We start from the raw sequence: 19,814 nt of genomic DNA on the forward strand, positions 1-19,814 counted from the left end.
CGGGACGAAGGCTGCAGGCTTAGGCGCAGGTGTGACTTGCGGTGCCGGTGATGGAGCCGGACGAGTATCGACCGGAGGCGCGGCATCCATCAGCTGCGGGTTCTCGGCGATGTGCAGTGCCTCTGCCGCCATGGCACGCTGCAGACGCTCTGCAAGGCCGGGGACGACCTCAGATGCCTGCGCAACGGCATCCAAGCGGGCCCGGATCATCCGCCCCTCCAATTCGACCAGTGCGTTGGGATCTGCCTCGATCGGGCGGTAGCGCGGGGCCATGTACGGCAGGACGGCCGCGTGGCAGTCCTTCTGCAGCGATGGATCATCGGAGTTCTCGGCCAAGGCAATAAGGGCCTCGATCGGGCTATATGTCGGAAACCGCTCCCGGGCTCGGGCGACGAGTTCCGTCGCSGCGATCGTCCTAAGGTTCTGGGAGCCTTTTGGGCGTCCTGCATTGGGTCGTGCGCCGCCAGAGGGCATGGTGAAACCTCATACATCTATCTGAAATCAAGAATCGCATGACAACCGGCACAGCGTCAAGCAATTGTTTTTGTTGCGAATTTCGCAACACGCTTGGCATCGATTTCGAGTCTGGCGAATGCTTTACGAGGAGTAGTTAGATTTTTGTGCAGCGTATTGACTTGGCAGATCCCCGAAGCACATTGACTGCAGAGGTCTGAATGGGGACTGGAATGCTCGCGCAATTATGGCTGAATGTCCGAGCAGCAACATGGCGGGACAAAGTTCTTGCCGCTGTTCTGCTTCTGCAGGTGATATCGATCTGGTTATCGTATCTCGCGATGGACAAGGCCGACACAGCCGCTTGGGCCGCATGGGATGCAGTGTCTGAGACAAGGAGCGCTGCCTTAGCCTGTTCTGTGGCTGCCGATGATGCTTCGAAAGCTAAGTCCGAAGCATCACGTGCACAGATTGCATGCAGTATAAGGTAATACCGATATCGACTGCAGGGTGGTGCAGGCGGTGAAGGTGCTATTTTCCAAACACTCCCCAGCAGTAGAGGGTTATGGCTACTCTTACAAAATAACCACCTGCACCACCTGCACCACCTGCAGATCTTATTTATCAATCACTTAAGCCGCAGGTGGTCCGCCTTTTGAACCACCTGCAATCTTGTCCGAACCGCCTGCAACGAGCAAGTGCAGGTGGTTCGAACCTTGGTGCAGGTGGTTCAACCGAGGGTGCAGGGGGTGATAGAGGTCGTCTGCAGGGGCTTGGAAATAGAAAAGACCCGGCGCATTGGCCGGGCCCCTTCTCAACTGAACGCTCACTACCAGTCTATGCCGGGCTGCTGAGATCGCGGTTCACCGTCGCCCAGCGCCCACCATTCGGCATCGGCTACGTCACCCCGTAACCACGCGCCTGTAGACCGCCCGTCAAAGCGCAGCCCTTTCTCCTTTTTGTCGAACCCAAGACCTGTCATGGCACGCCGCATGTTCATGTGGTGCTGGCTTGTCAGCTTATTCACGTCGCTGACCTCAATGCCTACAATACGCCAGGCGTCAGATAGGCGGATTTTCCAAGAGCCATCAGGGACACGCTCAGACAGAAGATCAAACCAAGGCCCATAATCAGTTGCGTCTTTGGCAATGTCGGCCGCTGCAGCCTTCAATGCCGCATCCTCCAGCCAAAGGGCCTCGGCAGGTTCGCGCGCGACAGCTTCCGCCCATAATTGGTCCCGGACATCATGGATCGCTGCATGATCGGCACGAGACACGTTGACCAGCCAGAAACGGCGGTTCCCGGTCAGGTCCGTCAAGTAGGCGCTTTCGTTTGTCGTTCCGAACAAGACAAATTGCCGACCTCGCGTAACTGGATACCGGTCATATGCAAGCCGGGCGCGATCATGTGTTGTCGTAATGAACGATTTGACCCGATTGGCATCCCGTTTGCCGAGACCGTCCAACTCGGCCATCTCGACAATCCAAGCGCCCGCTGTCTTTTCGATCGTTACCTTGGGATCCGCTCCAACCTCCAGTTGGTCGGTGAACCAGTCACCATCCGCACACAAGGCTTTCAGCAAAGTTGATTTCCCGAGATCCTGCGGCCCTTGAAGAACTAGCATGTGATCGAACTTGCAGCCCGGCCTATGCGCGCGCCGAACAGCGGCACAAAGGACTTTCCTGCCGATGGCACGGTTTAGCGGGTTATCGGCCGCTCCGGCATAGTTGATCAGCCACTCGTCCAGCCGCTCGACGCCGTCCCACTCCAGTCCCGTCAGATAATCCCGAACCGGATGATAGGCATTGCGCTTGCCGATCAAAGACACCGCATCGGCAACCTTGTCTTTCGCGGGCTCTTGGCCATTCCGCGACCAGATGAGCGAAAATCGTATGTCGGAAAGAAGATCGTCGGTCATCACGGTCGTTCCGTTCCGCCCGTGCAGTTCCAACGCGTCCGACAGCAAGTTACGCCTGATCCTCTGGCCTCGACCAGCCAGTACGGCCTCGACCTCGAAATCGAAACGCATGTCGCCGTTGATGGCTGTCTGTGACCTTTTTAATTGTCGATCAAAAGCAACCACTGAAGCGTTTCGCTCGTGATCCACAGGCTGAATATCCTCGTTATCTTGGGTCATCACATCGCCCCCTTGGGCTTCTCACGCCACACGAAGAACAGCTGGCCGGCAACGGTCTGCCCAGGACGGAGAGAAAAGCCGGTGGCCTCCACAGAGCCTCCGACAGCGACTAGGTTTCCTGCCACGATGGCGTCAGGGTTCGGGAACGGCATCGGCCTATGCCCGCTCTGGGCAAGATGGGGGCAACCTTCTGCCGCGATCTCTGCGCAACGCTTGTGGTTCGGAGCATTGAATGTCGCAAACCCCCAGTGGGATCCATCCTGCCTTTGCAGGCTGGGCTCACCAAGGCCGAACCAAAATCTGTCGGATGGATCAGTAGCCTTTCCACAGATAGGACACAGCCATTGCGCCACGGCTCGACGCGACCTTACAACATGCAGATCCTCATACAGGACGCGCCCTACTCCCGGTGCATGCCGCTGCCACAGCGCAAGCTTCCCGCCGGCCCATCGGCACGGCCGCACCTCGTAATGATTTTCGCCCTCCCAAGCCACCACGAATGGCACGACTGGTTGCGATGCATGCTTATCAGCCATGGTCGCACCCTCCGGCGATCAGTGCCTTGGACGCTGGGCTGAGCGTTGCCTCCAGCCGATCGAGGTGGACGGACACGGAATGCAGGAAGCCGATCGCGTCGTATACCTCCTGCCGGCCATCCCGCACCTGGAAGGACCCTTGCACCTCGTCGAACGAAGGGAACGTCCCGAAGATCGGCAGCAGGTACTTGTGCGACCAGCGCGAGGCGATGCCGCCGGACGCCTTGCGAATGACGATCGCTAGCAGGTCGGTAAGATCCTGGAGCATGATCACGTCACGGTCTGTAAGTTCGCCAATTTCTGCCGCCGTGTCGATCAGCGCGGCGATGCGAGCCTGCTGGAGCAGGTACTCGGGGTGCCCGTATGCCGATACGATCTGGGGCATGGTCATTTGTCCGAAATGCCGCGGAAACCTGATTTCCGGCATGGGGATAAGGTGTCGGTTCATCGGCAGGACGCGGATCGCGCTACCATCGACAGAGACACGCAAAACCGGGGTATGCGGCATCTGAACGGAAAGGGGAGCAAAGAGGGCCATGTGCGCAGCCTTTTTGTTGCGCGAGCGGCGATGTGATGCTAATTTCACAACAGCGACGAAGTGAATTCGACCAACCGCCCTCGGTTCTGGAAACAGCGCCGGGGGTTTTTCTATCCCGGCAGGACGGTCAGGCGGCAGCTTGGCGCGCCGCTTTAGCATTCTCGATCACGGCGAGGATCTCCGAACGCGGCCAGCGGGATAGAGAACCCAGCTTGACAGGCTTCGGAATGATCCCGTCACGCACCCAGCGCCACCAGGTGGGCTTGGCAATGCCTAGGATTGCGCAACCTTCCTTATCGGTCAGAAGCGGATCTGCATGTTCGTATTGAGCGGTCATGATTGCCTCCATTCATCTGAAATGATCATGCCGCATCACGCATTCTAAGTCACTGTAATGTATGGGTAATGGACTAGCCTAGTCTTTTCCCTTAGTGCCGCTAGGCTGACGTAGGTATTTACCCCGAGACTTCCTGAAAGCCTTCCGTCGCTTCTCAACTGTGTCGTAACCGAACCCGTCGAAGCCGCATTCTTGTGCGAATTTAAAGGCTTCCCTGTCAGCCACGCCCGGCTTGATCCCGCTGTCGATTTTTGCATCTGAGATAGCTGCTACGCAGAAATTGCGGACTTCGGTCTCCATGTCCTTGGGACCGTGAGCATGTCCCGTACGATCAATGACCATTCCGAAGGGCGGCTCCATGTTTGCTGGAAGTTCAACTCCTGCAGATTTTGCCATCATTTGCGCCACGATCTCAATTATCCGTCGAGATGGCTGATGTCCTTCCCGCAGGACCCAGTCCAAAAATGGCTGGTTGTCGCCGCCCTCGATCAGCCATCGCTCTATGATATAATCGCGCCGCTGTTCGAGGGTTAGCTGCCAATGCGCAGGTAAGAGGTCAGCTTCGATATCCCACGCGGTTAATGCTTCATTGCTCATGCTGCACCCTCTTGCTTAGCCACCAGCGCCACAACCTCGGCACTTGCAGGGATCTCTGTCGGCATGTCCCTTCCCGTCGTCACGAACCGGGCCCAGCGCTCCAGCCAAGGGCGACGCACAGCCAGCAGATCCGAACGCTGGTAAGAAGCCTCGACCTTGCCCATGACCGAGTGAGCCAAGATCATTTCACCCACGTCGCGAGGGCAGCTGTTCTCGGCAAGATACACGCGCAGGCTCGACCGGAACCCATGAGGGCGCGCTTCCATCTCGCGGCGCTCCATGAGGCGAGACAGAGACATGTCGCTCAGAACGCCGCCCCGGGGGCTCGGGAACAGTAAGCCGTCACGGGCCTGACGTTTGGCCTCCTCGATTAGCAGCATCGCCTCGGGAGCCAGAGGAACCCTGAAAGCCTTGGCCTCTCCCTTTCTGCCTTTCATCAAGTCAGCCGGCACTGTCAGCACATCGCCAACGACATGCTCGACCCGCATCATCCGCACAGGCGCAGACCGCAGACCAGTCAGGATCAGCAGTCGCAATGCTAGATGAGTGGTCGAGCCGTCCGACAGCGACGCATAGAAATCCGGCACATCCTGCCAAGGAAGGGACGGAATGTTCTCGACTTGGCGCCCTTGCCCTCCAAGCAGGGCCTTTGCTTTCAGACAGGCTTGGATGTCCACCGGATAGCCCAGTGCCGCTGCATGGTTCATTACGATGCTAAGTCGCTGCAGCGCCTTCTCCGCTGTTGCCGCCTTGGTTTTCCAGATCGGCTTTAGTGCATCCCGAATTGCAATCTGATCGATGTTTGAAACCGGATACTTACCCAGCTTCGGAAGAACATGGATCTCAAGAGGGCTGAACCACCGGCCTGCTTTGCCTTCGCCCTTGAGGTCCGCTTTCCTGGCCTCAAAGGCGTCGGCCGCGACGTCTGCCAGCAAGTGCAGGTTTCGTCCAGCTTCACGCCGCTGACGCTCTCGCTCTTGAATGGGGTCGAGGCCTTCTCTCGCGACCGTGCGCCACTTTGCGGCAGCAGCGCGCGCTTCTGCCAAGGAAACATCTGAGATCGAGCCTAGGCCCATATGCCGCAGACGACCATGAACGGACACCCGAAACATCCAACTGCCGACGTCCTTATCCTTCTTCAGCAGCCACAAACCTCCGCCGTCTCCGTACTTGCCGGCAGGCGATTGCCGTACATGAACCGCACTCAGCTTGTCGCGTGCCATGCCACTCTCCGTTACACACTAGGTTCCACACCTGCAACGTATACGGGGCGATAACACCTGACAATCGAATACACAGTAAGCACATAAGAATGCTGGATTTCTGAAATTCAGAACGGTGCGTAAGCAGATGCGATAACGGCTGATACGGGGTGCTTGTTCTAGTCGGTGTTTCTCGGCCGCACCAACCCCCCCTTCATCGATGCCTTGACCCCGATGCCGTTCGGGTCATTCTGTCCCCCGACAACCGGGGATGGTCATGGCCACGTATGCCGCCACAGCGCGCGACCACAGATTTCGCTTTGACAGCCTGGCTGCGGTGATGGCCGCGGCCTCGCCCAAACGGTCGGGCGATCAGCTGGCCGGGATCGCGGCGGGCAGCGCGCTGGAACGCGTGGCGGCGCGGCGCGTGCTGATGGACCTGCCGCTGACCACCTTCCTGTCCGATGCGCTGGTTGCCTATGAGGATGACGAGGTCACACGCCTGATCATCGATGGCCACGACCGCGCGGCCTTTGCGCCGGTCGCGTCGATGACTGTGGGCGATCTGCGCGACTGGCTGCTGTCACCCGCCACGGACGGTGCGGCCCTGGCCGCCGTCGCCCCCGGCCTGACGCCGGAGATGGTGGCCGCGGTCAGCAAGCTGATGCGCAACCAAGACCTGATCCGCGTGGCGCGCAAGGTGCGAGTCGTCACGGCATTCCGGAACACCATTGGCGGGGCGGGGGTGCTGGCCTCGCGGCTGCAGCCCAACCATCCGGCGGATGACCCGCGCGGCATCGCGGTCGCGGTGCTGGACGGGCTGTTGCAGGGGGCGGGCGACGCAGTGATCGGGATCAACCCGGCGTCGGACAACCTGACCAACTGCCACGCCCTGCTGTCCGCCCTGGACGAGATGCGCCAGGCGCTGGACATCCCCACGCAGACCTGCGTGCTGACCCATGTGACCAACGCCCTGACCCTGCTGGAGCGGGGCGCTCCGGTGGACCTGATCTTCCAGTCGGTCGCGGGCAGCCAGGCCGCCAACGAAGGTTTCGGCATCACCCTGTCGATGCTGGAGGAGGCCCATCAGGCGGGACTGGCGGCGGGGCGGGGAACGGTCGGCCAGAACGTGATGTATTTCGAGACGGGGCAGGGGTCCGCCCTGTCGGCCGACGCCCATCACGGCGTCGATCAGCAGACGATGGAGGCCCGCGCCCAGGGCGTCGCCCGCGCCTCTGCGCCGCTGCTGGTCAATACTGTCGTGGGCTTCATCGGGCCGGAATACCTGTTCGACGGCAAGCAGATCATCCGTGCGGGGCTGGAGGATCATTTCTGCGGCAAGCTGCTGGGCCTGCCGATGGGGGTCGATGTCTGCTATACCAACCATGTCGAGGCCGACCAGGACGACATGGACACGCTGTCGACGCTGCTGGCGCAGGCGGGGGTCAATTTCGTGATCGCCGTGCCGGGCGCCGACGACGTGATGCTGGGCTATCAAAGCCTGGCATTCGAGGACATCGCCTATCTGCGCGAAACCACCGGCCTGACCCCGGCACCCGAATTCGTGGCATGGCTGGATGCGTTCGGCCTTGCGGGTGGGGCATCGCCCGATACCGGCGCGATGGCCCGCCGCCTTGGGCTGTCCGCATGAGCGCGCCGGACCTGCGCCGCCTGTCCGCCCTGACTCCGGCGCGGGTGCGGCTGCAGGCGGGAGCCGGGGCGACCGCCCTGCCGGACCTGCTGCGGTTTCAGCAGGACCACGCGGCGGCGCGCGATGCGATCCACGGGCAGGTGGATTGGGACGCGCTGGCGCGGGACCTTGGCCCGCTGCCCGTGCTGCGGGTGGACAGTATGGCGACCGACCGCGCCACCTATCTGCGCCGCCCCGACCTGGGGCGGCAGCTGGCGCCCCATGACCTGCCCCGGCTGGACGCGCCGCTGCAGGTGGTGATCGGGGATGGGCTGTCCGCGCCCGCGGTCATGGCGCAGGCCGCGGGCGTGGTGCGGGCGCTGCTCGCCTGCCTGCCGGAACTGGCGGGGCGTCCGGTGATCCTGGCGCAGGGCGCGCGGGTGGCCTTGGGCGATGCGATCGGGGCGGCCACGGGGGCGGGCATGGTGCTGATGCTGATCGGCGAACGGCCCGGACTGTCGGTGGCCGACAGCCTTGGCGCCTATCTGACCCATGCGCCCCGGATCGGGCTGCGCGACAACGCGCGCAACTGCGTGTCGAACATTCATCCGAACGGGGGGCTGTCCCATCAGGCCGCCGCCGAACGGCTGGCCTGGCTGGTGATGCAGGGGCGTCGGATCGGCGCGACGGGCATCGCGCTGAAGGACGAAAGCGGCGGCAGCGACCTGCTGCCGCCACGGGCTTAGTCGGCGATCCGCGCCACGGCGGCACCCGCACCGGTCGCGATCTGCAGTGCGGCCCATTCCTTGGCGGCGTCGTTACGGGCCGATGCGGCCTGCAGGCGTGCCGCGGCACGCTGACGGTCGGCGTCCAGCAGATCGACCAGCGGCAGGGCGCCCGCCTCGAAGTTCGTGCGCGCCAGGGCATAGGCCCGGTCATAGCTGGCCGCCGCGCGGTCCAGCGCATCGACGCGCTGGCGCAGGCGGCGCAGGTTCGACTGGCTGGTCTGCACATCCTCGACCGAGGCCGCGACCTGGCTGCGCCATGCCAGATCGGCCTGGCGCGCCTCGGACACGCGGCGGGTGCGGGTCGCGCCCAGGATGCCCTGGTTGGCCACCGGCAGGCTGATGCGCGGGCCAAAGCCCCAGCCCGTCGCCCCGCCCGTGTCGCTGACCGTGCCGGTCAGCGACAGGGAGGGCAGCATGTCCGCCGTCGCGACCCCCACCGCCGCCAGCGCCTGCACCAGATCCTGCTGGGCCGCGCGCACGTCTGGACGGTTGCGCAGCAGTTCGGCCGGTACCCCGGTGCCGGGGCCGGGCGGGATGCGCAGCGCGCCCGATCCGCCCTGCATCTGCGACATCAGCGGCCCCGCCTGCTGGTTCAGCAGCGTCGACAGGCGATAGACCTGCGCGTTGAACTGTGCCTCGAAGGCGGGAAGGTCGGCCTGCGCGGTCTGCAGCAGTGCCTCGGTCTGGGCGATGTCGAAATCGGTGGCAAGGCCCAGGGCCTGGCTGTCGCGGGTGACGCTCAGGGTGGCCTGGCGCGCCTCGATCGTGTCGCGGGTCAGGGCCAGCGCCTGCTGGTTGTAGCGTGCGTCGGAATAGGCGCTGATGACCTCGGCCAGCCATGCCAGCCGGGTGACCTGGGCCTGCGCCTCGGCCGATGCGACGCCCGCGGCGGCCCCTTCGCGGGCCCGGCGCGCGCCCCCGAACAGATCGAACACGAAGCCCGCCGACAGGTTGGCGCTGCTGGTATAGCCGGTCGCCTGACCGTCGCCGCCCGACCGCACGCGGCTGGCCGATGCGGGCTCTCCGCTGATCTGGGCCGCCAGGGGCTGGGTCGCCTGAAGGTCGGCCGCCGCGGCACGGATGCGTTCGTTGGCGGTGATGATGTCCAGGCTGGTGTCCAGCCCGTCCGCGATCAGCCGCGACAGGGTTCGGTCCTGATAGCCCGACCAGAAGGCCGTGGTGCCGACCTGGCCCACGGGGCCGCCGCCGCCTTCAGCGAAGGCGCCCTGGACACGGGTGTCGGGCAGGGCGGTGGGGTCGGGCCCCACCGCCGCACAGGCGGAGATCATCAACAGCGCCGTCAGCGACAGCGTCGCGCGGGTCATACGGGGAAACGTCACGAGGTCTTTTCCTTCTTGCGCGACAGCAGCGACCGGATCTTGAGCACGGCCACATAGAAGACCGGCACCAGGAAGATCCCGATGACGGCAGAGGAAGCCATGCCGCCCAGAACGCCGATGCCGATCGAGTTCTGCGCCCCCGCACCGGCGCCCGACGCGATGGCCAGCGGCAGCACGCCCAGCATGAACGCGAACGTGGTCATCAGGATCGGACGCAGACGCTGGCGCGATGCGATCAGGGCGGCCTCGACCACGGTCTTGCCCTCCTTGACCTGCGCCTCGGCGAATTCGACGATCAGGATGGCGTTTCGGGCGGCAAGCCCGATAGTCGTCAGCAGACCCACCTTGAAGTACACGTCGTTCGACTGTCCGAAGAACAGCGCGGCCGCCAGGGCGCCCAGGATGCCCACCGGAACGGTCAGCATGACCGCCAGCGGCACCGACCAGCTTTCGTACAGCGCGGCCAGCGACAGGAACACGACCAGCGCCGACAGCGCGAACAGAAGCGGCGCCTGGTTGCCCGACAGCCGTTCCTGGAACGACAGCCCGGTCCATGCGGTGCCATAGCCGCCGTCCATGTCCGCCACCATCTGTTCCATCACGTTCATCGCCTCGCCCGAGGACAGGCCGGGAACGGCCGCCCCGCTGAGCTCCAGCGCCCGCGTGCCGCCGAAACGCGCCAGCGATTGCGGTTCCTGCTGCCAGCTTTGATCGGCGAAGGCGCCGAAGGACACCATTTCCCCCTGGCTGTTGCGGGCATACCAGCGTTCGATGTCCTCGGGCTGACTGCGGCTTGCGGCCTCGCCCTGGACCACCACGGGCCGCAGGTCGTTGCCAAGCGCAAAGTCGTTCACGTCGCGCCCGGCAAAGATCACCGACAGCATCGCGTTCACGTCACCGATGTTCAGGCCAAAGGCCGCGGCCTTCTGCTGATCGATGTCCAGACGCAGGGCTGTCTGGGTGTTGGCGGTCTCGTTGCCGCGCAGGTTGGTGACCTGGCCACCCGCCTGCGCATCCGCGACAAGCTGGTTGGCGGCGGCGGCCAGCGCGTCCTGGCCCTGGCCCGTCTGGTCCACCAGGTACATGGTAAAGCCGGAGGACGTGCCCAGGCCCTGGATCGCGGGCGGCTGCAGGGCAAAGATCTGGCCCTGGCGGTTGGTGGTGAAGAAATAGCCGTTCGCCCGGTTCACCAGCGACGCGATGTCGAACCCGTCGCGTTCGGCATAGTCGCGCAGCTTGATGAAGACCAGCGCGTTGCTTTGCCCGGTCCCGCCGAAGCTGAAGCCAAGCGCGGCAAAGACCGATTCTACCGTGTCGGTTTCCTGGGTCAGCAGGTACTGCTCGACCTTTTCGACCAGGGCCTGCGTCTGCTGGGTGGTCGATCCGTCCGGGCCCTGGATGATGGCCAGGGCCACGCCCTGATCCTCGTCGGGCAGGAACGATCCGGGCAGGCGGTCGAACAGCGTCATCACGCCGAACCCGATCGCGACCAGGACGATCAGCATCCGCAGCGGGCGTTTCACTAGCCGCGTGACGATGCCGACATAGCCGGTCGTGGTCCGGTCCAGGTTGCGGTTGAACCAGCGGGCGGGGGCGATGCCGCCCTGGCCATGCTTGCGCGCCTTGAGCAGGCTTGCGCACATGGCGGGGGTCAGGATCACGGCCACGCCCAGCGACAGGATCATCGCGGTGATGATGGTGATCGAGAACTGCCGATAGATGACCCCGGTGGCGCCGGTCTGGAACGCCATCGGCAGGAACACCGCCGACAGGACCAGCACGATGCCGACTAGCGCCGAGGTGATCTCGTCCATGCTCTTTTCGGTGGCCTCGACGGGGCCAAGGCCCTCTTCCTCCATCACCCGCTCGACGTTTTCCACGACCACGATGGCGTCGTCGACCAGAAGGCCGATGGCCAGCACCAGCGCGAACATCGTCAACGTGTTGATCGAGAAGCCCGCCACCGCCAGCACGGCGAAGGTGCCCAGCAGCACGACGGGGATCGCCACCACCGGGATGATCGTCGCCCGCCAGCTTTGCAGGAAGACCAGGATCACCAGGAACACCAGCAGCACGGCCTCGGCCAGGGTCTTGTAGACCTGGCTGATCGACTTTTCCACGAACGGAGAGGTGTCATAGGGATAGGTGATCTCGACCCCCGCGGGCAGGGCGCCGGCAAGGCTGTCGATGGTGTCGCGCACGGCGGCGGCGGTCGACACGGCGTTCGCGCCGGTGGCCAGGTTCACGGCGACGCCCGCGGCCGGGTTACCGTTGTAGCGCGAGCTGCCGCCATAGCTTTCCTGACCGATCTCGATCCGGGCGACGTCGCCCAGAAAGACCGTCGATCCGTCGGGATCGACGCGCAGCAGGATGCTCTCGAACTCCTCGACCGTCGACAGCTGCGACTGCGCGGTGACCGACACGGTCAGCCGCTGGCCCTCGGCGGCGGGCTGCGCGCCCAGGTCGCCCACGGTGACGTTGGTGTTCTGCGCGGCCACGGCCGCGGTGACGTCGGCGGGCGTGACGCTGTACTGGACCATCTTCATCGGGTCCATCCAGACCCGCATCGCATAGCCCGAGCCGAAGGTGTTGATCGACCCGACGCCCGGCGTGCGCTTGACCGGATCCTCGATGAACTGCGAGATCAGGTCGCCCAGCTGGACGGTGGTATAGGTGCCCTCTTCCGCCGTCAGCGCCGCCACCAGCAGGATCGAGCTGGTCGAGCGTTCGACCTGCACGCCCTGCTGCTGCACCACGTCGGGCAGCTGCGACGTGACCAGCTGCAGCTTGTTCTGCACCTGGACCTGGGCGATCTCGGGGTCGACGGTGTCGTCGAAGGTCAGCGCGACCGATGCCGACCCCGGCGTCGAGTTCGACGTCATGTAGGTCAGGCCGTCGATGCCGGTCATCGCGTCCTCGATCACCGTGGTGACCGAGGATTCGACGATCTCGGCCGAGGCGCCGTTATAGGTGGCCCGGACCTGCACCGTCGTGGGTGCGATCTGGGGATACTGTTCGATGGCCAGGCTGTTCAGGCCAAGCGCGCCGACCAGCATGGTGATCAGGGCGATCACCCATGCAAAGACGGGCCGGTGAATGAAGAAACGTGCCATGCGCGATTACTCCGTCGCGCCGGCGGGGGCGGCATCCGCCTCCGCGGGGGCTGCGTCGGCGGGGCCGGTGTCGGTTCCCGCGTCGGCCGCGGCTGCGTCGGGGGCCGTGTCGGCGGAGGCCGCATCCGTGGGCGCTGCATCCGTGGGGGCTGCATCGGCGGGGGCGCCTTGGGCGGGGGCCTGTTCGCGCACGACGCCGGTTTCGTCGATGGTCACGGGGACGGTGACGACCTCCATGCCCTCGGCCAGCCCGGTCAGGCCGTCGACGACCAGGGTCTCGCCATCCTCGATGCCGTCTGTGACGATCCACTGGTGCTTGTAGGTGCCGTCATCGGTCAGCTGGCGCTGGCTGACCTTGCCATCCTCGACGACCCAGGCCGTCAGGGTGCCGACCTTGTCGCGCGTGGCCGACGACTGCGACACCAGGATCGCCGAGGTCACGCCCAGATCGACCTGCCCGCGCAGGAACATGCCCGGCAGCAGCAGGTTGTCGGGATTGTCGAACCGGAACCGCGTGTCGATCGACCCGGTCGAGGTCGACACGGTCACGCCGGGCGCGACCAGCTGGCCAACCGCCTGGTATTCGCGGCCGTTCTCCAGCGTCAGGGTCGCGGCCAGTTCGTCGTTCAGGCGCAGGTTGCCGTCGTTGATGTCGTCCAGCACGCTGAGGAAGCGCGACGAGGGTTCGTACATGTCGACCTCGATCGGGTCCAGCTGGGTGACGGTAGCCATGGCGTCGGCCTGTCCGGCGGTCACCAGATCGCCCACGGACGCTGCCGACACGCTGGCGATGCCCGACAGGGGGCTGGTGACCGTGGTCCAGCCCAGTTCGGCCTGGGCCAGCGTCAGGTCGGCCTCGGCCGATTGCAGCGCGGCGGTCGCCTGGTCCAGCGCGGCCTGGGCCTGTTCGACCTGGGCCTGGGTCGTCCCAGAACCCAGCAGCTGTTGGGTACGGTCAAAGGACGACTGCGACTGCGTCACCTGGGCGCGGGCAGAGGCGACCTGCGCCTCGGCACTGGCCAGGTTCGCCTGATAGGTGGTGTCCTCGATGCGGAACATCGGGGTGCCCGCCTCGATCGCGGCGCCGGGATCGTAAAGGATCTCGGTCACGATGCCGCCGACGCGGGGGCGGATGGCGGTCTCCGACACCGCGACCGCGCGACCGGGCAGGGTCACGATTCGCGGAACGTCCTGAACCGCGACCTGCATGACGCCCACCTGCTTGGGCGGCATCCCTTCGGGCGCCTGCGCCCAGGCCGCGGAGGTGGACAGAATCGCGGCGACCATGGCGGCGCCGGTCGCAAGGCTGTGTTTCGGCATCATCTTTGTCCTGGATAAGCGCCCGACGGGGCGTCACTGTTGCGCGCTGATTGCATGTTTTTGCGGACTATGCAATGTTTCCTTCGACTGCACGAGGAGACTGCCCCGAAAATGACCAGCAACCTGCGCGACCGCCGCCGCCAGCAGACCGCCCGAGAGATCCAGCTGGCCGCGCTGCGGCTGAGCATCCGGTCGGGCTATGCCGCGGTCACCACCGATTCCATCGCCGCCGAGGCAGGGATCAGTCCGCGCACCTTCTTCAACTATTACGCCAACAAGCAGGCTGCGGTCCTGGGCATGCCGCCGCAGCTGGAACCCTGCACGGCCGATTGGATCGTGACGTCCAAGGGGGCGCTGATCGACGATCTGGCGCTGTTGCTGGGCCGGATGCTGGAGCTGAAGGACCTGGACCGCCAGGTCGTCCGCATGATCGAACAGGTCTGGGACACCACCCCCGAGCTGATGGCCGTGTTCCGCAACTCGATGGACAACATCGCCCTGACGATCGGCGGACTGCTGCATGCCCGCCTGGGCCCCGACCGCCGGGCCGAGGCGATGCTGATTGCCGAACTGGCGACCCACGCGCTGTCGCATGCCGTGCGCACCTGGGCGGGGGACGAGACGATGACCGAATCCGACATTCCCGACATGCTGCGCCAGCAGATGCGGCAGGTCGGCGCGCTGCTGACCTAGAAGGTCAGGCGGGTGCGGCGGCTGTCCGCATCCAGCGTCACCTGCAACGTGCCGTCGATCTGCGATGTCGCCCCCTCCAGCAGGATCGAGCCGAAGCCCGCATCGGGTTCGTCCTGCGCCTGCGGCGCGTCATAGCGTTCGGTCCAGTCCAGCACCGCCCCGTCGCCATCGCGCCGCCACGTGATCTGCAGCGCACCGTCGACCGGCCCCAGGACGCCGTACTTGAACGCGTTCGTGGCCAGTTCGTGCAGGATCAGCGACATCGGGACCACCAGGCGGGCCGGGATGGTCAGGTCGTCACCGCCGCTGTCGATCCGCGCACCGTCATAGGGCGCCAGCGTGGTCGCGATCAGATCGGCCAGAGGCAGCTGCGATTTGGTGCCCCGCGCCGTGGTCAGTCCGTGAGAGCTGGCCAGCGCATTGATCCGGGCAGAGACCTCCTCGACCACGGTCCGGGCGTCGTCGGTCTCGCGGGCTGCCATCCGCAGCATCGCCGAGATCTGGGTGAACAGGTTCTTGACCCGGTGGTCCATCTCGGAAATCACCGCTTCACGCAGCGTGGCGGCCGATTGCGCGGCGGTCACGTCCAGCATGACCCCCAGCACGCGGCAATCGCCGTCGTCGGTCCCGAACCGCGCGGCCGCCGTCTCCAACCGCACGGCGGAGCGTGCGTCGGACGAAGGTGACACGACACGCCGAAAGGCCGTGCCCGCGGCGCAGGCCTGCAGGTCGGCCAGCAGCCCGTCACGGTCGGCGGGCGCGATCAGGGCCGCAAAGGCCGACAGCGGCAGCTGCGCCGTCTGGCCCAGGCCCAGCAGGTCTGAGCTGTCGTCGATGGTCAGCATCCGCGATGCGGCGTCGTAATGCCAGACCGCGATCCGCGCCATGGACCGCACCGCGTTCAGCCGCTCCTCCTGCCGCTCGACCTCGACGCGCAGGTCGCGCAGCGCGGTGACGTCCTCGAAGACCAGCATGGCGCCGTCCAGATGCCCCTCGGGGCCGCGATAGGGCTTGGCATCGACGCGCCAGACACGGGTGCCGCCGGCCTCGACCAGCTCGGTCCCCTGCGCCTCGCCCTGGCGGGCCACCTCGGCCGCCATCGACAGCAGGACGTCGCTGGCAAAGACGTTGGACACGTCGGCCAGGGGGCGGCCGTGATCGGACCGGCGCAGCGGAAAGATCTGCAGCGCCGCGGCGGTGAAGTTGCGCACCCGCACGTCGCGGTCGACCACCAGCAGGGGGATCTTGGTCGCGGAAAAGAAGTTCTGCAGGTCGCTGTTGGCGGCCGTCAGATCGTCGATCTTGGACTTCAGCTCGTCGTTGACGGTGCTCAGCTCCTCGTTCGTGGACTGAAGCTCCTCGTTCATCGACATCATTTCTTCGTTCGAGCTCTTCAGCTCCTCGTTCGCGGTCTCAAGCTCTTGGACGGCGCCGTGCAGCTCGATCCGCGTCAGGCGCAGCTGCTCCTCCAGCAGGTCCGACCGGGATTCGGTGACGCTCAGTTCGTCCGTCTCGTCCAGCGTGTCGGGCAGGGCCTGTGCGCCCGCGTCGTGAAATACCAGCAGGACGCTGCGGTCGGGCAGGGGCTCCGCGAACAGGGTCACCGGCTGTGCCCCCAGGTCGGACCGCGCCAGCAGGTTGCGCAGGATGGCCGCGCGGCCCGTTCCGGCCACCTGGTCCAGCGCGGCGGTCACCGCCTCCTTGAGGCCCGGATGCACGATCTGCGGTGCCAGGATCGGCTTTCTGGCGGTCGGATCGACGGCCAGGAAACGGCCCAGCCTGCCCGCCGTCCACAGGACCTCTCCCGCAGGGGACACCTGCAGCGAGGCGGGCGCGAACCGGTCCAGGACCCGGCGCTGTGCGGCAAGGGCCCCGTCGCGGGCCGCGCCCTCCTCGGCCTTGCGGCTGCGGGTGGCGGGGGAGGGGCGGTCGCCCTCGGACCGCAGGAACGGCATGTCCAGCGGCAGGCGCGCGGGCGTCGCGTCGCGCTGGAACAGCCGCGCGGGGCGGTCCAGTTCGGTGAAGTGCATGGATTCGCGACGCACCCCTTCGGACGGGCCCAGAAACAGGTAGCCGCCGGGGCGCAGGGCATAGTGGAACAGCGGCAGCACCTGCGACTGCAGATCTTCGTCCAGATAGATCAGCAGGTTGCGGCAGGAGATCAGGTCGACCCGCGCAAAGGGTGGATCGCGCAGCACCGAATGCAGCGAGAAGCGCACCCGGTCGCGCAGCTGCGGCGTGATCTGCATCAGCGCGTCGCGATGTGTGGTATAGGCCGCGCGCATCTCCTCGGGGATGTCGGCCAGGGCGCTGATCGGATAGGTGCCGGCGCGGGCGATCTCGATCATCTTCTTGTCGATGTCGCTGGCGAACACGGTGAAGCGGGGCCGCAACCCGGCGGCGCGCATTTCCGTATCGATCAGCATCGCGACGGAATAGGCCTCCTCGCCGGATGAGCAGCCGGCGACCCAGACGCGCAGCTCCTCTCCGTCGGCGGCCGCGACCATCGGGCGGATCGCCTGTTCGCGCAGGGCCTGGAACATCTCGGGGTCGCGGAAGAACCGCGTCACGTTGATCAGGAACTCGTTCAGCAGCGCCTCGCATTCGTCGGGATGGCGCTGCAGGTGGCGCAGATAGTCGCGCGTGCCGGCAATGTTGAGGACCTGCAGCCGCCGGCGGATGCGCCGCACCAGCGTCGTCATCTTGTAGCCCGAGAAATCGTGCCCGCACCGGTCCAGCAGGTGTCGGCAGATCAGCCGCGCATCGGCCAGCATCGCGTCGTCGGCCTGCTGCGTTTCGCTGGAATCGAAGAACTGCAGGATGGCGGGCACGATCCGTTCCGGCGGCAGAACATAGTCCACCAGCCCGGTCGACTGCGCAGAGAGGGGCATTCCGTCATACCGGGCGGTACGCGGTTCCTGGATGACGCAGATGCCGCCATGTTCCTTGACCGCGCGCAGCCCCAACGTGCCGTCCGCCCCCGTGCCCGACAGGATCACGCAGGCAGCGGCCGGGCCGCGGTCATGCGCCAGGCTTTCGAAGAAGTCGTCGATCGGGCGGCGCAGCCCGCGCGGCTGGTCGAAATCGGTCAGGTGCAGGCGTCCGTCGCTGATCAGCATCCGCGCGCCGGGGGGTATGGTATAGACATGACCCGGCTGCAGCACCGTGCCGTCGGTCGCCTGCTGCACGCTGAGCGCGGTGCGCCGATCCAGCAATTCGGCCAGAACGCTGTCATGCGTCGGATCCAGGTGCTGGATGACGACATAGGCGGCTGGGTCCTCGCGCCGGACGTCACGCAGCAGGTCGTGCAGCGCCTCGAGCCCCCCGGCCGAGGCGCCGATGCCGACGACGGCGAAGGGCGGACGCGTGGTGGCGCGTGCGGGCGAGGCGTCATTCATCGCGCAATGTGATCCTTGCAAGCGTGCTGATTGAACGAGCGATCAGCCCCGTGGAATCCGACATGATCAGTCCGAACTGTCCCGCGGCCCGGCGCAAGTCCGCCATGTTGCGACTAAGTGCCACATCATCGCGCGCGATCGTTCCTGCCGCGTCCGATGCGGTCACGTCGAACTGCGACCCGATCACGAAACGCAGCGTGCCGTCGCTGCCGCGCAGCTTGGACATGAACACCAGGTTCATGAACGACCGCCCGTCGCGGGTGCGGTTCAGGACCGGGAACCGCCCGTCATCCTGTGCATCGTCGGCCAGGAACCGCGACATCGCGCCGATCTGGTCCCTCGGCGTGGCGGAGGATTGCAGAAAGCGGCAGTTGCGGCCCAGGCTGTCGTCGGCGTCAAAGCCGGTCAGCCGGCAGAAGGCGTCGTTGACCATGCACAGCGGCATGTCGGGCATCGCCGCCGCCAGGGAAATGGCGATCCGCGACCGCGCGATCTGGGCGCGCAGGGCTTCGGGCAGCGTGGGGTCGGGCATCGTCATCCTGTTGCGGCGGGCCATGTCCCCGACGTTCAACCGTACAATATTAATCCCCGCCGCCTGGAACAAGTCACGTTTTTACCGCCTGTCCGGTGCTGGCGCGGACAACCAGATCGACGCCCAGGGTGATGCTGTCGATGACCTGCTGGCCCTGCATGCGGGCCAGCAGGACTTCGGCGGCGCGCCGGCCAAGGCGGGCGCGGTGCTGGCGGATCGTGGTCAGGCCGGGGCTGCTGTAGGCCGCCATCTCGATGTTGTCGAACCCCATGACCGAGATGTCCTGCGGGACCCGCAGCCCGGCCACGATCAGCCCGTGCATCAGGCCGATCGCCATTTCGTCGTTGTCGCAGAAGACCGCGGTGGGACGGTCGGGCATGGCCAGCACCTGCGCGGCCATCTGCTGGCCGAACCGGGCGGTGAAATCGCCGGTGATGCTGTCCCCGGGGCCGGGATCGGGCAGCCCCGCCTGCGCCAGACCCTGCAAGAAGCCCTGGCGGCGCGACAGGGTCAGCGAACTGCCCTGCGGCCCGGTCAGGTGCAGGATGCTGCGGTGCCCCAGGTCGGTCAGATGCCGGGCGGCCAGGCGGCCCCCTTCGACATTGTCGGCCAGCACGCGGGGGGCGGACAGGCCGTCGATCCATTCGCAGGCCTGCACCAGGGGCGGACAGCCGGGACGGGCGAACAGGCCCGGCTCCATCTGCCCGTCCAGTACGATCACCCCGTCCGAGCGCGACCGCGTCAGATAGGGGCCCAGCACCTTCATCGCCGGCTGGTCAGGCACGGCGGTCGTGTCCATCACCAAAAGGCTGAGGTTATGACGGCGCAACACCTCGGAGATGCCCGACAGGATCTGCGAGAAGAACGGATTGGCCAGGTTCGGCACCAGCGCCAGCACGCCGCCCACCTGCTGCTGACGCAGGTTCCGGGCGGTGAAGTTCAGCGTGTAGCCGGTCTGCGCGATCGCCGCCTCGACCGCCTTGCGCGTGGTTTCCGACACGATCGACGGGTTCGAGATGGCCCGGCTGACCGTCGCCACGGACACCCCCGCCAGCTTGGCGACATCATGGATTCGGGGCGGACGCGATTGATCTGACACAAGAAACCTTTGTTCGGGACAGCATCAGGCTTAGCGGAAAAATTGATGTTGTAAACCTTTTCATCCTGTGAGAACGTCAGATGAAACCGATTACATGATGC

15 protein-coding genes are annotated in these 19,814 nt (G+C 65.5%); 3 read left to right on the plus strand and 12 right to left on the minus strand.

Annotation, left to right across the window (positions count from 1 at the left end):
• The 6 genes from SY26_RS00005 to SY26_RS00030 form a co-directional block, all read right to left on the minus strand.
• Window positions 1–336 (minus strand): hypothetical protein (locus SY26_RS00005; RefSeq protein ID WP_198143070.1); only part of this gene is annotated, 336 nt, incomplete at its 3' end.
• Window positions 337–1,282: 946 nt separating this feature from the next.
• The gene (locus SY26_RS19720; RefSeq protein ID WP_052715051.1) at window positions 1,283–2,590 is read right to left on the minus strand and encodes a virulence-associated E family protein; all 1,308 of its coding nucleotides are present in this window, start codon (window positions 2,588–2,590) and stop codon (window positions 1,283–1,285) included.
• Between the two features lie 528 nt (window positions 2,591–3,118).
• A complete protein-coding gene (locus SY26_RS00015) occupies window positions 3,119–3,664 on the minus strand; it encodes a hypothetical protein (RefSeq protein WP_045998777.1) in 546 nt (181 codons plus the stop codon).
• A gap of 127 nt (window positions 3,665–3,791) precedes the next feature.
• A complete protein-coding gene (locus SY26_RS00020; RefSeq protein ID WP_045999543.1) occupies window positions 3,792–4,001 on the minus strand; it encodes an AlpA family transcriptional regulator in 210 nt (69 codons plus the stop codon).
• A 78-nt stretch (window positions 4,002–4,079) separates the two neighbouring features.
• A complete protein-coding gene (locus tag SY26_RS00025; RefSeq protein ID WP_045998778.1) occupies window positions 4,080–4,598 on the minus strand; it encodes a hypothetical protein in 519 nt (172 codons plus the stop codon).
• On the minus strand, window positions 4,595–5,821 hold the full coding sequence (locus SY26_RS00030) for a site-specific integrase (RefSeq protein WP_064503528.1): 1,227 nt from the start codon (window positions 5,819–5,821) through the stop codon (window positions 4,595–4,597). The genes SY26_RS00025 and SY26_RS00030 overlap by 4 nt, the downstream gene beginning before the upstream one ends.
• A 256-nt stretch (window positions 5,822–6,077) precedes the next feature.
• Here SY26_RS00030 and SY26_RS00035 point away from each other — a divergent pair, with 256 nt between their 5' ends.
• Together SY26_RS00035 and eutC are read left to right on the plus strand one after the other, a co-directional pair.
• On the plus strand, window positions 6,078–7,451 hold the full coding sequence (locus SY26_RS00035) for an ethanolamine ammonia-lyase subunit EutB (RefSeq protein ID WP_045998779.1): 1,374 nt from the start codon (window positions 6,078–6,080) through the stop codon (window positions 7,449–7,451).
• Window positions 7,448–8,176 (plus strand): ethanolamine ammonia-lyase subunit EutC, encoded by a 729-nt coding sequence (gene eutC / locus SY26_RS00040; protein ID WP_045998780.1) that lies wholly within the window; start codon window positions 7,448–7,450, stop codon window positions 8,174–8,176. Before SY26_RS00035 ends, eutC begins: the two co-directional genes overlap by 4 nt.
• On the opposite strand, the gene SY26_RS00045 is transcribed toward eutC, so the two are convergent.
• From SY26_RS00045 to SY26_RS00055, 3 genes are read right to left on the minus strand one after another with little or no spacing between them, the layout of a single operon-like run.
• Window positions 8,173–9,558, minus strand: coding sequence for an efflux transporter outer membrane subunit (locus SY26_RS00045; protein WP_045998781.1), 1,386 nt, complete (start codon window positions 9,556–9,558; stop codon window positions 8,173–8,175). The two genes, eutC and SY26_RS00045, sit on opposite strands and share 4 nt — an antisense overlap.
• Complete coding sequence (locus SY26_RS00050; RefSeq protein ID WP_045998782.1) at window positions 9,555–12,671, minus strand: efflux RND transporter permease subunit; 3,117 nt, start codon at window positions 12,669–12,671, stop codon at window positions 9,555–9,557. The genes SY26_RS00045 and SY26_RS00050 overlap by 4 nt, the downstream gene beginning before the upstream one ends.
• A 6-nt stretch (window positions 12,672–12,677) precedes the next feature.
• Window positions 12,678–13,994, minus strand: coding sequence for an efflux RND transporter periplasmic adaptor subunit (locus tag SY26_RS00055; protein WP_064503529.1), 1,317 nt, complete (start codon window positions 13,992–13,994; stop codon window positions 12,678–12,680).
• A 108-nt stretch (window positions 13,995–14,102) separates the two neighbouring features.
• Here SY26_RS00055 and SY26_RS19725 point away from each other — a divergent pair, with 108 nt between their 5' ends.
• The gene (locus SY26_RS19725) at window positions 14,103–14,684 is read left to right on the plus strand and encodes a TetR/AcrR family transcriptional regulator (RefSeq protein ID WP_052715052.1); all 582 of its coding nucleotides are present in this window, start codon (window positions 14,103–14,105) and stop codon (window positions 14,682–14,684) included.
• Here the strand turns inward: SY26_RS19725 and SY26_RS00065 are convergent.
• From SY26_RS00065 to SY26_RS00075, 3 genes are all read right to left on the minus strand, one after another.
• Window positions 14,681–18,082 (minus strand): chemotaxis protein CheB, encoded by a 3,402-nt coding sequence (locus SY26_RS00065; protein WP_045998783.1) that lies wholly within the window; start codon window positions 18,080–18,082, stop codon window positions 14,681–14,683. The two genes, SY26_RS19725 and SY26_RS00065, sit on opposite strands and share 4 nt — an antisense overlap.
• A complete protein-coding gene (locus tag SY26_RS00070; protein ID WP_176695085.1) occupies window positions 18,075–18,614 on the minus strand; it encodes a PAS domain-containing protein in 540 nt (179 codons plus the stop codon). Before SY26_RS00070 ends, SY26_RS00065 begins: the two co-directional genes overlap by 8 nt.
• Window positions 18,615–18,687: 73 nt before the next feature.
• Window positions 18,688–19,713: a LacI family DNA-binding transcriptional regulator gene (locus SY26_RS00075; protein ID WP_045998785.1), complete on the minus strand. Its 1,026-nt coding sequence runs from the start codon at window positions 19,711–19,713 to the stop codon at window positions 18,688–18,690.
• Window positions 19,714–19,814: the final 101 nt, after the last annotated feature.

It is taken from the genome of Paracoccus sp. 228 (genome assembly GCF_000967825.1).
In the GTDB taxonomy this organism is placed as follows: domain Bacteria; phylum Pseudomonadota; class Alphaproteobacteria; order Rhodobacterales; family Rhodobacteraceae; genus Paracoccus; species Paracoccus marcusii.